The organism is Flavobacterium sp. GL_143 (assembly GCF_057834355.1).
Genome location: NZ_CM174401.1, coordinates 3,090,235 through 3,104,357 on the forward strand (window position 1 = coordinate 3,090,235; position 14,123 = coordinate 3,104,357).

A 14,123-nucleotide genomic window follows, 5' to 3' on the forward strand; every position below is an offset into this window, starting at 1 on the left:
GAAGGTTCGCAAAGTTTGATAGATAGCTTTGCGAACCTTTGCGTTTTTTTTCTTTGTGTACTTTGCGTTTAAAATGAATCCTAAAGAGGCAAAGATTCAAAGGGACAAAGGTTTTCTGTAGATACGCACCGCAGTGCATCTACGTTGTAAAGGTTTGTTTGGTTTGTGGAAAAACAGAAATGATATTACGAGACTTCGACTCTGCTCAGTCGGACAATATTGGGTATAAAAAAAGCATGATAATTATTTATCATGCTTTTTTTATAATTTGAGATTTTATCTTCTTATCTAATTTCTGCAAAGGTATCTCCCTGACTGATGTCACCAGATTTAAACCCTTTCATAAACCAAAATTTGCGTTGTTCTGATGTTCCGTGTGTAAAAGAGTCTGGAACAACTCGTCCTTGCATTTTGCTTTGTATTGCATCGTCTCCAACTGCATTTGCTGCGCTTAAAGCTTCATCAATATCGTCGGGATCTAAATTTGCCTGATTGTAATGCGCCCAAACTCCTGCATAAAAGTCAGCTTGAAGTTCTAATGCTACAGATAGTTTATTGGCTTGAGCTTCGCTTTTGCCTTCTTGTGCTTTACGCATTTTGGCCGATGTACCTAGTAATGTTTGTATGTGATGCCCAATTTCGTGCGCTATAACGTATGCAATAGCAAAGTCTCCACCTTTGGCACCAAATCTTGTTTTTAGTTCCTCAAAAAAGGCCAAATCCATATATACCTTTTGATCTCCGGGACAATAAAAAGGTCCTGATGCCGATGTAGCTCCACCGCAAGCAGTTTCTACAGATCCTCTAAAAAGAACTAGTTTTGGATTTTTATATGTCATTCCGTTTTCCGAAAATATTTTGCCCCATATATCTTCATTATCGGCGAGATTTACTTTAACAAAGTTGCCCATTTCTTCATCTTCTTTACTTAATGGAGCGGCAGCTTCGGTTTGGTTTGATTGAGAACCTTGCATTTGTTCTAAAACTGGAGTTATTAATTGTGCATTTTCGCCTCCAAAAACATTTACTAGTAAAATTATAATTCCGATGATTCCACCTCCCACAAGAGTTTTTCCACCTCCCGACATTCCTCTTCTATCTTCAACGTTATCGCTCTGTCTTCTGCCTTGCCATTTCATAATTATATGGTTTTAATGTTTTTATTCGAAATTATATGTACACGAATTTATTGATATTTTTTGAAATAGTAGCTTTTATCTTCTATTTCTTTACTATTTAGGAAATCGATTTAATTATAGCTTTCTCGATGCTGCCTTTAATAATTGGTTTAGATATATAACCAGTCATTCCGGCATTGATGCAATTTTGCTTTTCATCTTTTTCTGCACCAGCAGTTACTGCGATTATAGGGGTTTTTTTACCTGATTTTAATTTACGTATTGCTTTTGTAGCTTCGTATCCATTCATGACAGGCATTTGTATGTCCATGAAAATAATGTCTGGATTAATTACTTTGTGTAATCTAACGGCTTCTTCACCGTTTTCGGCATCGTAAATAATAGCATTTACAAATAGATTTTTTATAGTAGCCCTAAGTAATAATCTATTCACGTTATTATCCTCTACAACAAGGAACTTTATTTCTCTAGTGAGTAGGTCTTTGTTTAAAGTAGAAGTGCTATTGCTGTTTTCGGTCTCATTTATGAAAAGATAAGGCACATATGTATCGCAACTTTTTATATCTAAATCAAAATAAAAAGTACTTCCAATATTTAGTTTACTTTCTAGTTTTAAATGGCTGTCCATTAAACTAAGTAGTTTATTAGAAATGGTCAATCCTAATCCTGTACCTCCAAATTTGCGGGTGGTCGAGCTGTCTTCTTGTGAAAACGCCTGAAAAATTCGTTTTTTGTTTTCTTCAAGAATCCCAATGCCAGTATCAGAAACCGAAAAGCGTATTGTGTATGTGTCGTTAATCTTATCGAGCACAGACACATTTAGTTTTATAGTTCCTTTTTCGGTAAATTTAACGGCATTTGCTAGTAAGTTAATTAGGATTTGTTTTATTCGGAGTACGTCAATCCAAAAGCAATTTGGTACATCTTCATTTATGTTTAATTCTAATGTAAGTTTCTTAAGATTAGATTCGTATAATATTAAATCGACTACTTGATTGAGTATTTCTCTAATATCATATTTATCGATATTTAGTTCTAATTTTCCAGCTTCTATTTTAGAAAAATCAAGGATATCATTTATAATATTTAGCAATGATTGAGCCGATTGATTAACGGTAATCATATATTTTTGCTGAATTTCCTGAAGATTGGTTTTCATCAATAAATTTGTAAAACCAATAATTCCGTTTAGGGGTGTTCGGATTTCATGAGACATATTTGCCAGGAAATCTGATTTTGATTTATTTGCTGCTTCTGCTAATTGCTTTGCTTTTATAGCATCTTCAGTTTCTTTTTTGCTTGTAATATCAAAATAAATTCCACCAACAAAATCAATTGTATTTCCTTTTTTAATTACATCACCAAATTCTTCTACCCAAATGTATTCGCCAGATTTTCTTTGTATTCTGTAAACACAATGTATTGGGATTCCTCTTTTTAAATCATTTATTTGGTTTTTAATGATGTTTTCTTTGTCCTCTGGATGCATTAATGAAATAAAGGATAATCTGTTTTCGAGAAACTCAGTTTTTGGATATCCGGTTAAATTCTCGATTTCATCGTTTAGGAATACTTTGGAGCCTAATTCATCAAATTTGGATAAATAAACTGTACCAGGAATATTATTAGCGATTAGCTTAAATTTTTCTTCACTTTCGTGAATTCTAGCTTCATTTCTGTTTCTTTCTAAGGTCGAAGAAACGTTATTAGCAAGCGATTGTAAAATATAAATTTCGTCTTCAGACCATTTTTTTTCATTTGTACAATCATCAAATCCTATAAAGCCAGTAAAATCGTCATTAATATATAACGGAAGTATCAAGATTGATTTGATTTCATTGGCTATTAATAGCTCTTTAAAAAACGAATCTTTAAGTTTTCTTGTTAGTGTATTTAAGATTTTTTTGCTTTGAGCCTGATTGAATATCTCATGTAAATTATCGGAGGTAAAACCTCGTAATTCTGTGATTTGCTTAGTAATTCCTTCTCTTGCCCATTTGTATTTCTGACTTACGAGATTGGTATCATTATTTTTTTCATAATAAAACATATGATCCACCTTTGTAGCTTTTCCTATTATTTCAAAGGTTTCTTCAAACATTTTAGAAGTGCTTTTGCTTAGTAAAAACTTTTCGGTACATAAAGCAAGTGCGGATAATAGCTGACTTTTGAATTCTAATTTTTTCTCGGTCATTAACCTCATTTGCGAAGAAATTGCTAATGAAATAATATCCGAAATGGTTCGGGCAAAATTGATGTCTTCATTATCCCAAATCCGTTTGGTTTTGGTAGATTCAAAACAAAGAATACCTGTTAGTTGTCCATTCGTAAAAATCGGGACATCTAGCATCGATTTAATATCGTTTATTAAGAAAGCTTCTTTTGTAAATTCTGATATTTCTAAATGATTAAAAACATCTGGAGCATTGATGATGGTTTTGTTTTTTATTGAGTTAAAATAGATAGGGTATAATTCTCTTTTTAAAATCTTTTTTTTCTCTAGTTTGTGATTGTCTACGCTAAATAAATTAGTACAAGTAATTATATCTTCAGTATATTTCCAATGGCTAACCCGATTGGCTTTAGAAACAATTGCGGCTTCTTTTATAATCAGTTCTACAACACTATCTATGTCATCGTAATTACTGAAGTTTGTGGTCGATAATTTTTTGGAGACAGTATTGTAATCTTCAATTTTTTCATGCCTGATTTTATTCTCGTTTTCAATGTTTTTTAATTTTGTAATATCTCTGGCAATACCTGAATAACCAATTATTTGGCCTGCATCATTTTTACGGATAATTACTTTTAGGGAAACCCATAATTCTTCGCTATTTTTTTTCAATAACGGAATTTCTATAGCTGGAAAATCATTTTCCTTTTTCTTTAAGTTTTCTTCCAGATTTTCATAAAAATTCACCGTATTTATGGTGTAATCAACGTGAATGAATTCGGAATAATTATGAGAAATAATTTCTGACTCTGAATATCCTAATGATGAAATTGCAAATTCATTGATGAAAGTAAAGTTACCATCATCATCGGCTTCAAAAATTAAATCGGTAGCGGTCTGGATTAGATTTTTATATAAATCTTTAGTGTTTATTTGCTCCGTTATATCTTGTCCTATACTAATTATTAGGTCCTCTGAGAATTTTTTATCTTTCCATTGAATGTATTTATATTCTCCGTTTTTACATTTTAATTTACGGATGTAGAGTTTGTTGTCGATATAAGTTAAATGGTAATCTTCGCCAATAAACTCGGGATCTTCTGTAAGATTCCAGAATCCAATTCCCATAACTGCTTCGGGTGAATATCCTAAAATATCGATTATAGTTTCACTACAAAATAAGATTTCTCCTTTGCGATTACTGGCAATTGTAAGAGAGTTTCCTTTATGTACTATTTCGTTAGAAAACCGAAATTTGTCGTTTTCGTTTAATAAAACAGCATATTTTACGTAGTTGACAACAAATACAATAAGAGAAAAATTAATTAAAATTACAGATGTTTTTAAAGGAATAGAATGTGAAATAGTAACATCAACTAAAAACAAAAATAATAAGGCTGTAAAAAACCAATATAATTTTATAGGTTTTAAAATAGTATACGAAAAGTAATAGGCTACGACAAAACTAATTATTGGGGTTATATCATTAGGAAGAGAAATGATATTGCGTAATATATAACCAAAGAATAGTAAAAATAATGCAATGAAGATAAATTGTACTTTTTTACGTAAGTATTTAACTTTACTAGTTATAAAATAGAATAATAAAAAGAAAAGACCAATCGAGGTATTAATGATAAGTAAGCTTTTGGGTCTAATTTTAAATAGCTCATTAACAATCTCCATTACAATAATGGTAATCCCAAAAAACAAAAAATAAAGAAGATACTCTTTATCAGTAGTATCATTTTCTTTCTCTTTTTCGATAAAATTACCTAGTTGCTTTTTTATATTGAAAAAATGATAACCCAAAAAAATAATAAAGCCCAATAAAGCCAGTCCTAGTGCAGGAAATTTAGGATTGTTGTAAGAAACAATCCATTGGAGGTTTACGTCGCTAAATAACAATAAATTATGGGCCAAGCCTGTTAGGTTTGGCCATGAGGATATCATTGTTATAAAACTATAGTAAAATACCATAGATTTTTGGTTAATTTAGGTTTAATTAAATAGATTCCTGGAGAAATTATTATATCAATTCTATCTGTTATAAAAATGTTTTTGGTCCTGATTTAGATTCTTCAATTTCGTCTAATGTATCTACACCGATAATTGCGCAATAAATTGCATAGGTCATAGAATAAATAAAAGGAAGGGTAAAAACTACCCCAATACAACATCCTATAAATCCTACCATTGCTGCGATTCCGGCAACAATTAATAACCCAATAAGAATTAGAGGTTGTTTTGAAACAAGCATAAAGCTAGTTTTAATAGCATCAATGGCATTAAAATTTCCAAAGACAATTAATGGAATTGTTAGGTAAGTAAAAAGCGAAATTAGTAATGAAATTACTGTTCCATAAATTGATAGATTTATCATTTCTGTCGCTATTGATATGGCGATACTTATAACCGATATAATAAAAGTAGCTCCTATGATATTTGTTAAGTATGGTAATTTGTAGTAATAAAAAATTGTAGCAAAATTAAATTCTTTGTCTTTATCTGCACAATCGGCCATTTTTAAAAATCCAGCAGTAAAGGGAGCAATAAATACAGCCAATAAAATCATAGATGTCATATATATTATAAGGAAATTTCCAGATAATTTTAAATGTTGTAAGTTTTCTATAGATTCTTTTGTTAGACTTCCGATTCCAAATAAAGAAATCACAATACTCGAACCGAAAATAGCAAGTACAAAGTAAAAAATAAGAAGAATAGATCCTGCGTAAAGCGCTATTTTTTTATAATTTTCGAAAGCATGATTAAATACATTTGAAAAGTCTAATTGATAACCAATTTTGTTGATTTCTTCTATTCGTTGTTGCGTACGATTCATAATTTTTGAAAGTAGTTATTCGTTATATTTTGGATTTTTTTTAGATTATCTTTTTATAAAATATCAGAAGTAAATATAGTACATTTTTTAAGTCGGCAAAGTTAAAATCGGGTTTTTAGCAAAATGATTTAACGCAATTATCTGATTTAGTTACGGAAAATAATTTTGATTAACTGATTGTTTAAACTAAGATAAATTTAGATCCAGTCTAATAATTTTTTGATAGTCGCTAATTTATCTTTATATGGTGCATATCGCATTGGTAAATCGAGCCAGTTGGCTTTTTTTACTATGCTTTTATGATGAGAGAAAGTATCAAAACTTAATTTGCCATGATAAGCTCCTAAGCCACTATGACCAACACCTCCAAACGGAAGTCTGTTATTTGAAAAATGAACAACGGTATCATTAATACATCCTCCGCCAAATGAGTAACGTGTAATTATTCTTTTTGTGAAATTTTGGTTGTCACTAAAAACATATAAGGCAAGAGGTTTTTCGTATTGCTCGATAATGTTTTTTATATCAGCTTCGGTTTTGTAAACAAGTATAGGTAATAATGGTCCGAAAATTTCTTCTTGCATAATATTACTTTCCATACCTGGTTCGTCGATAAGAGTTGGTGCGATATAAAGTTTTTTCGCATCGGTATGTCCTCCAAAAACCACTTTGCCAGGTTCGATCATGCTATCTAATCGTACCCAGTTTTTGGTATTTATAATTCTGGCAAAATCGGGTGATTCTTCGGGGTTTGCCCCGTAAGCTTTATTAATCTCATCTTTTAGATATCCTATAAAATGAGTTTTCATATCTTTATGAATCAAGATGTAATCGGGGGCTATACAGGTTTGTCCTGCATTTATAAATTTTCCCCAAACGATTCTTTTTGCAGCTAGTTTTAAATTAGCAGTTTCATCTATAATACATGGGTTTTTTCCACCAAGCTCTAGTGTAACAGGAGTAAGATGTTCTGCAGCGGCTTTTGCTACAATTTTCCCAACGGCTACACTTCCTGTAAAGAATATGTAATCCCAACGTTTTTCTAAAAGTTTTTGCGAAACATCAACTCCTCCTTGTACCACTTCGACATGATTAATGTGAAATGTTTTCTGGATGATTTCGGTTATAATTTCGGCAGTTTTAGGAGTAAGTTCTGATGGTTTTAAAATGACTTTGTTTCCTGCTGCTACAGCTGATATTAATGGACATAAAGCTAATTGAAAAGGATAATTCCAAGGAGCAAGAATCAATACTTTTCCGTAAGGTTCTTTGTAAACGTAATCGGTAGAAGGAAAGTTAAGTATCGATGGGAAAACACGTTGTGGTTTTGCCCAACGATAAATATTTTTAATGGTATCTTTTAATTCCGAAATAACATAATTGGTTTCGGTTAGAACGGCTTCAAAAGCAGGTTTTTTGAAATCATCATACAAAGCTTTAATGATTAAATCTTCGCTTTTTTGTATGTTGAACAATAGTTTTTTAAGCGTCTCTTTTCTGTAACCGATGTCATTTTTATAGTCCATTTTAAAATCTGCTTAGTTTTTACTATGCAAGTTAATTTTAAAATTTTAAATAAAAGTGATTTTACCCAAAAATCATATAGCATTCCATATCACTTCATCTGGAGTAGGAGCAATAATGGTAAGTGGTTCTTTGGTTACTGGATGTATAAAGGTTAATTTTCGGGCATGAAGATGTATTCCTCCATCGGGATTGCTTCGGTCAAAACCGTATTTTAAATCTCCTTTTATAGGTGATCCAATAGCTGATAGTTGTGCTCTAATCTGGTGGTGTCTTCCTGTATGTAAATTAATTTCGAGGGCTACGTAATTCTGAAGTTCTTTAAAAACTGTATAATCTAAGCTTGCTAATTTACTATCTGGAACTTCTTTTAAATGCGCTTTTGAAGTATTGTTTTTCTCGTTTCTTTTTAGAAAATGAACCAATTTGGCGCTTGTTTCTACAGGCTTATTCTTTACAACTGCCCAATAGGTTTTTTGAGTTTCGCGATTACTGAACAATTCGTTCATACGCGTTAATGCTTTGCTTGTTCTGGCAAAAACTACAATTCCAGTTGTAGGACGGTCCAATCGATGTATTACACCTAAAAATACGTCACCAGGTTTATTGTATTTGTCTTTTATGTATTCTTTTACAACATCCGATAATGGTTTATCGCCTGTTTTGTCACCTTGTACAATATCGCCTACGCGTTTGTTTACAACAATAATATGGTTGTCTTCGTGTAGAACCTGGAGATTATCTTTATTGGAAATGATTTTCATAGTTTATTTTTGGAGTTCCTAAGTGGCTAAGTTTCTAAGATGCTAAGAAGAAACCTTAGAACCTTATTTCCTTAGCATTTTAGGACCTTAAAGAAGTTTGGCTAAAGCCTGATTAACTTAAAATATTCCTCCTGCTTTAGCAGGAGGCTATTCAATTTTAAAACCTTTGAACCTTTGTTGCTTAGAACCTTAGTGCCTTAAAAAATTAATATTGCTCACCAGAGTTAGGGAAATCTCCAGATTTTACATCATCAACATATTGGCTAATTGCAGTAGTCATTCCTTCGTATAAATTCATGTAGCGTCTTAAAAAACGTGGGCTAAACTCATTGTTCATTCCTAACATATCGTGAATTACAAGAACCTGACCATCTACCTGACCACCAGCACCGATTCCGATTACAGGAATAGAGATACTTTCGGCAACTTTTTGAGCTAAATGTGCAGGGATTTTTTCAAGAACTAAAGCAAAACAACCAATTTTTTCTAGCAATTTTGCATCTTCAATTAGTTTTTCGGCTTCGTCTTCTTCTTTGGCACGAACGGTATATGTACCGAATTTATATATTGATTGTGGTGTTAAACCCAAATGTCCCATAACTGGAATTCCTGCGTTTAATATTTTTTTAATTGATTCTTTAATTTCTTTTCCACCTTCTAATTTTACTGCGTGACCACCGCTTTCTTTCATGATTCTGATAGCAGAGCGCAATGCTTCTTTAGGGTCTGATTGGTAACTTCCGAAAGGTAAATCAACAACAACCAAAGCTCTTTCGATAGCTCTTACTACAGACGACGCATGATAAATCATTTGGTCTAAAGTAATTGGTAAGGTAGTTTCGTGACCAGCCATTACATTCGAAGCTGAGTCTCCTACAAGGATTACATCGATTCCGGCAGTATCAACAATTTTGGCCATTGTATAATCGTAAGCCGTAAGCATTGAGATTTTTTGCCCATTTGCTTTCATCTCAATTAATGATTTGGTAGTAATTCTTTTGTAATCTTTTTTTGCTACAGACATTGTAATCTATGATTTAGTACCGATAGAATCGGGATTGATTTATATTTTGAATCTGTAAAAGTAATAAAATGAATTTTTTTAAAATGAATTTTGGTAGGGAATATAAAAAATGAGAAGTAAAATTAATTGAGGAGAGTATATGCATTAAGTTTTGAATTGTCTCCAGCATTAGCAGAAGTCAATTCAAAACTTGAAGTAACTGAAAGTATTTCTGTGCTATCGTTGTGTTGATATTTTAGGGTCTGAGCAATCTGTTTTGTTTCTAGCCCTGATGGGAACGGCATCCTTTTATGGCTGTCCCGATAGCTATCGGGATGCCATAAAAGATATAGTGTACAGCGGGATTAGCTCCTAAATAAAAGGATAGATTATTTTATGCTAAAAAAGTATTTGGAAGTATTTAATTGACAAATGGGTAAAATAACTAATTTTGAAAAACTAATTCACAAATCCCCATTTTGAAAAATATTCTTATTATTGACGACGAAGAAAAATTACGCCATCTTCTCGCCAGAATTATACGCTCGGAAGGTTTCGAAGTTTTTGAAGCAGCAGATTTAAAATCGGGCTTCAAAAAGTTAGAACACAATGATATTGATGCTGTGTTGTGTGATGTAAAACTTCCTGATGGAAATGGTGTTGATTTTCTTCAGAAAATAAAAGCGGCTTTCCCGTTTACAGAAGTTATCTTATTGACGGCTTTCGGTAAAATTTCTGATGGAGTTCAAGCCATGAAAAATGGCGCTTTTGATTATATCGTAAAAGGTGATGATAATGATAAAATTATCCCGCTTTTATACAAAGCTTTGGAAAAAGTACAATTGCAAAAGAAAGTTAAACAACTTGAAAAGCGAATCTCCGATAAATATTCATTTGATAATATTATAGGAAAATCTAAAGGGCTTGAGCAGGTTATCGATTTGGCTCAAAGGGTTTCTAAAACAGATTCGACTGTGCTTTTGATGGGAGAAACCGGAACTGGTAAAGAGGTTTTTGCTCAGGCAATTCACGAAAACAGTAATAGAGTTGGTAAGTCGTTTGTGGCTTTAAACTGCAGCACTTTTAGTAAAGAAATTCTGGAAAGCGAATTGTTTGGACACAAACAAGGTGCTTTTACGGGAGCGATTAAAGATAAAAAAGGATATATTGAGGAGGCTAATGGTGGTACTTTGTTTCTGGATGAGATAGGAGAGATGCCATTAGAACTGCAAGCTAAATTATTACGTGTTCTGGAAACAAGCGAATACATTCAGCTTGGAGATACGAAGCCAAGAAAATCGAATTTTAGATTAATTGCAGCTACCAATCGAGATTTAAAGGTAGAAAGTGAAGAACACCGTTTTCGTTCGGATTTATATTTCAGGTTGAATATTTTTGAAATTAAAATTCCGCCTTTGCGAGAAAGGGTTAAGGATATTTTGCCGTTGGCACATTATTACGTAAAGCAATTTTCAGAAAAAATAAATAAGAAAGCTTTATCTATTGATGAAGGGTTTATGCAAAAAATGGAATCGTACCAATGGCCAGGAAACGTTAGAGAATTAAAGAACGTTATTGAGCGCTCGGTTATTCTGGTAAATGGCGATGTTTTAACTCAAGATGTTTTGCCTTATGAAATGCAACACCAAGTAGTTAAAACGAATAAAAGCGTGTCGGCATTCTCTATGCAAAGTGTCGAGAAATTACATATTCAGAAGGTATTTAATTATACTAAAGGTAATAAAGCCGAAACGGCACGATTACTCGAAATAGGGATTGCAACGCTTTATCGAAAATTAGACGAATACAATATTCAATAATTATTTAAAATTCCAATGCTGATAGTTATCGGGATAAATTCCAAATTCCAATTTAAAAGCTTCATCGGAGCGATACATATTTTGATTACGAAACGTTTGTCTACTAATTTCTAATTTTTCTATGAATATATTGTCCCAATGGGACTCAAAACTAAAAAATTAAAATCCTTATCATTTCAATAAAAGCCTATCATTTTGATAGGTTTTTTTTATGCCTGAATTTTAAGTAAATTTGATAAGGTGTTAATTTATAGTGTATTGGGTTAAAAGTTTTTTTTTGGAATGTATTTTGGCATAAGGGAGGAAGAACAAAAAAAATCATTCTTATGAAAAATCAAGTCACCACGATTTATAAGCAAGCTGAACGGTTTGCCGAAATCACTAAGACAGCAATCATTAGCGGGAATATTGTCAGAGCAAAAAAATGTCTGGCGCTTGCCGAGCGATTATATACTACAGGGAGTTACGAAACTAAAAGTGCCATTTCGAACGTATACGTTTTCTCGGTTTCTTCTTTCATGGAATTACGGCATTGTACGATTTCGGATTTATTTCCAAAATCATTGAAGGCTGAATATATAAAGCAAATTAATGCGTCGGGTGTCTAGGAAAGACTGATAGAGTCAAGAGAATAGGGTTAAGAGAATAGAGCCAAGAGAATAGAAACAAGATGTTAGGAGGTAGAAGAAAGACTAAAGTTGTTTTTTGAAATCTATTATCTATAAATGTTTAATCTATAATCTTTAAGTCTTGCCTCTTGTTTCTCCTCATCTTTAAGTCTTGCCTCTTGCTTCTCCTAGTCTAGTTTCTTCTAATCTCGGAGTCTAAAAAATAAATAATCCAATAATCTAAATAAATCAAAACCTATGTTAATCACTATTCTTTTACTCGCACTGGCAGTTTTGCTCTTTGCGATTTGTTTTAAATCTGTCGAATTTTTTGAAAAAATTTAAATTATGACTGCACTATTTATTATTGCCCTTGCCGTTTTCGGCTATTTGGTTTATGTATTAATCAAACCCGAAAAATTTTAATGATGTTAAAAGTTATAAGTGAGATGTTAGATGTTATACGTCGGTCTCCTTTTACAAATCACATCTGACATTTTACTAAAATTTAAAAAATTATGAACACAGAATTATTTGGCGTCATCAGTATTTTTATCATTACGATAGTTTTAGCCATTCCTTTGGGAAAATATATTGCTAAAGTTTATTTGGGTGATAAAACATTACTTGACCCGATTTTCAATCCAATTGAAAAACTTATTTTTAAAATCAGTGGAATAAATTCCACCGAAGAAATGAACTGGAAGCAACACTTAAAAGCACTTTTAAGTATAAACATGGTTTGGTTCTTTCTTTGCTTCTTTATTTTATTGTTTCAAGGGTCGCTATTTTTAAACCCCGATAATAATCCATCGATGAGTCCAGATTTGGCATTTAATACTGCCATTTCATTTATAGTAAACTGTAATTTACAGCATTATTCGGGCGAAAGCGGTGTATCTTATTTATCACAAATGTTCTTGATGTTCTTACAATTTGTTTCGGCTGGTGTCGGAATGGCTGCTGCAGCAATGGTTTTTACTGCAATGAAAGAAAGATCTACAGATAAATTAGGTAACTTTTATAACTATTTTATCAAAAGTTGTACTCGCGTTTTATTACCATTAGCTGCTATTGTAGCTACTGCTTTGGTATTTAGCGGTTCACCAATGACTTTTGAAGGTAAAGATGCTATTACTACTTTACAAGGTGATAATGTAGAGGTTTCTCGTGGACCTGCTGCAGCATTTATTGCCATAAAACATATAGGTACAAATGGTGGTGGTTTTTTTGGGGCTAACTCGGCTCATCCGTTAGAAAATCCTACTTATTTTACTAATGCTGTCGAATTATGGGCTCAATTAATTATTCCGTTTGGGATGATTTTTGCCCTAGGTTTTTATCTAAAGAAAAGAAAATTATCATACGTTATTTTTGGCGTTATGACGGTTGGATTCTTATTACTGGTTATCCCAACGGTTATTAGTGAGATTAACGGAAATCCTGCTATCGAAAGAATGGGAATTACCCAGGCAACAGGAGCAATGGAAGGTAAGGAGGTTCGTTTAGGACCAGCTATTTCGGGTTTCTGGAGTATTGCAACAACAGTAATTTCTACAGGTTCTGTTAATAGTATGCATGATAGCTCGATGCCAGTATCTGGTGCTATGGAATTGCTTGCCATGATGGTTAATGCATTTTATGGTGGTTGTGGTGTTGGTATTCTTAACTTTTATGTTTTCATTATTCTGGCAGTATTTATTTCTGGTTTAATGGTTGGTCGAACACCTGAATTTTTAGGAAAGAAAATTGAAGCTCGGGAAGTTAAGATTGCTGCTTTTGTTGCTATTCTTCATCCTTTATTAATATTATCAGGAACAGCTTTGGCTTCGTATTTTGCTGCACATGATACAGCAATGGGATGGTGGTTTAATGGGAATGCAACAGGTTGGTTAAATAACCCGGGAAATCATGGGTTTTCAGAAATGTTATATGAATATACTTCTAGTGCAGCCAATAATGGTTCTGGGTTTGAAGGTTTAGGAGATAATAATCCGTTCTGGAATATTACTACAGGAATTGTATTGCTATTGAGTCGTTTCATTCCTATAATCGGGCCATTGGCTATTGCAGGATTATTGGCTAATAAAAAATATATCCCAGAAAGTGCAGGAACTTTAAAAACAGACACTTCTATTTTTGGAGTTATGGTTTTTGCAGTAATTGCAATTATCGCCGCCTTATCATTCTTCCCAGCGTTGGCTTTAGGTCCATTGGCAGAATATTTTACATTAAAATAATATAAAA

General features: G+C 32.5%; 11 protein-coding genes. 4 read left to right on the forward strand and 7 right to left on the reverse strand.

What is annotated here, in order from left to right:
- Positions 1-284: 284 nt before the first annotated feature.
- The 7 genes from ypfJ to AC3IPI_RS13385 all read right to left on the reverse strand — a co-directional run bounded on the left by ypfJ (position 285) and on the right by AC3IPI_RS13385 (position 9,753).
- Positions 285-1,139, reverse strand: coding sequence for a KPN_02809 family neutral zinc metallopeptidase (gene ypfJ, locus AC3IPI_RS13355; RefSeq protein WP_039116177.1), 855 nt, complete (start codon positions 1,137-1,139; stop codon positions 285-287).
- 97 nt (positions 1,140-1,236) lie between these two features.
- Entirely contained in the window at positions 1,237-5,265 is a 4,029-nt protein-coding gene (locus tag AC3IPI_RS13360) for a PAS domain S-box protein (RefSeq protein WP_489153255.1), read from the reverse strand.
- 94 nt (positions 5,266-5,359) lie between these two features.
- A complete protein-coding gene (locus AC3IPI_RS13365) occupies positions 5,360-6,157 on the reverse strand; it encodes a DUF2189 domain-containing protein (RefSeq protein WP_039116174.1) in 798 nt (265 codons plus the stop codon).
- 197 nt (positions 6,158-6,354) lie between these two features.
- On the reverse strand, positions 6,355-7,683 hold the full coding sequence (locus tag AC3IPI_RS13370) for an aldehyde dehydrogenase (protein ID WP_489153257.1): 1,329 nt from the start codon (positions 7,681-7,683) through the stop codon (positions 6,355-6,357).
- A 72-nt stretch (positions 7,684-7,755) separates the two neighbouring features.
- Positions 7,756-8,445 (reverse strand): RluA family pseudouridine synthase, encoded by a 690-nt coding sequence (locus AC3IPI_RS13375; protein ID WP_039116171.1) that lies wholly within the window; start codon positions 8,443-8,445, stop codon positions 7,756-7,758.
- 205 nt (positions 8,446-8,650) lie between these two features.
- Complete coding sequence (panB, locus tag AC3IPI_RS13380) at positions 8,651-9,469, reverse strand: 3-methyl-2-oxobutanoate hydroxymethyltransferase (RefSeq protein WP_039116170.1); 819 nt, start codon at positions 9,467-9,469, stop codon at positions 8,651-8,653.
- 122 nt (positions 9,470-9,591) lie between these two features.
- Positions 9,592-9,753: a hypothetical protein gene (locus AC3IPI_RS13385; protein WP_489153260.1), complete on the reverse strand. Its 162-nt coding sequence runs from the start codon at positions 9,751-9,753 to the stop codon at positions 9,592-9,594.
- Positions 9,754-9,924: 171 nt separating this feature from the next.
- Between AC3IPI_RS13385 and AC3IPI_RS13390 the strand changes: the two genes are divergently transcribed.
- The 4 genes from AC3IPI_RS13390 to kdpA all read left to right on the forward strand — a co-directional run bounded on the left by AC3IPI_RS13390 (position 9,925) and on the right by kdpA (position 14,116).
- A complete protein-coding gene (locus tag AC3IPI_RS13390; RefSeq protein WP_165572289.1) occupies positions 9,925-11,268 on the forward strand; it encodes a sigma-54-dependent transcriptional regulator in 1,344 nt (447 codons plus the stop codon).
- Positions 11,269-11,594: 326 nt separating this feature from the next.
- The gene (locus AC3IPI_RS13395) at positions 11,595-11,876 is read left to right on the forward strand and encodes a DUF7674 family protein (protein WP_035626556.1); all 282 of its coding nucleotides are present in this window, start codon (positions 11,595-11,597) and stop codon (positions 11,874-11,876) included.
- 348 nt (positions 11,877-12,224) lie between these two features.
- Entirely contained in the window at positions 12,225-12,302 is a 78-nt protein-coding gene (gene kdpF / locus AC3IPI_RS13400; RefSeq protein ID WP_016362011.1) for a K(+)-transporting ATPase subunit F, read from the forward strand.
- A 92-nt stretch (positions 12,303-12,394) separates the two neighbouring features.
- Positions 12,395-14,116, forward strand: coding sequence for a potassium-transporting ATPase subunit KdpA (kdpA, locus tag AC3IPI_RS13405; protein WP_489153262.1), 1,722 nt, complete (start codon positions 12,395-12,397; stop codon positions 14,114-14,116).
- The last annotated feature ends 7 nt before the right edge of the window (positions 14,117-14,123 follow it).

Coding starts and splice junctions, on each gene's coding strand:
- ypfJ (WP_039116177.1), bottom strand. CDS start 1,139: ATGAAATGGCAAGGCAGAAGACAGAGCGATAACGTTGAAGATAGAAGA.
- AC3IPI_RS13360 (WP_489153255.1), bottom strand. CDS start 5,265: ATGATATCCTCATGGCCAAACCTAACAGGCTTGGCCCATAATTTATTG.
- AC3IPI_RS13365 (WP_039116174.1), bottom strand. CDS start 6,157: ATGAATCGTACGCAACAACGAATAGAAGAAATCAACAAAATTGGTTAT.
- AC3IPI_RS13370 (WP_489153257.1), bottom strand. CDS start 7,683: ATGGACTATAAAAATGACATCGGTTACAGAAAAGAGACGCTTAAAAAA.
- AC3IPI_RS13375 (WP_039116171.1), bottom strand. CDS start 8,445: ATGAAAATCATTTCCAATAAAGATAATCTCCAGGTTCTACACGAAGAC.
- panB (WP_039116170.1), bottom strand. CDS start 9,469: ATGTCTGTAGCAAAAAAAGATTACAAAAGAATTACTACCAAATCATTA.
- AC3IPI_RS13385 (WP_489153260.1), bottom strand. CDS start 9,753: ATGCCGTTCCCATCAGGGCTAGAAACAAAACAGATTGCTCAGACCCTA.
- AC3IPI_RS13395 (WP_035626556.1), top strand. CDS start 11,595: ATGAAAAATCAAGTCACCACGATTTATAAGCAAGCTGAACGGTTTGCC.
- kdpF (WP_016362011.1), top strand. CDS start 12,225: ATGACTGCACTATTTATTATTGCCCTTGCCGTTTTCGGCTATTTGGTT.
- kdpA (WP_489153262.1), top strand. CDS start 12,395: ATGAACACAGAATTATTTGGCGTCATCAGTATTTTTATCATTACGATA.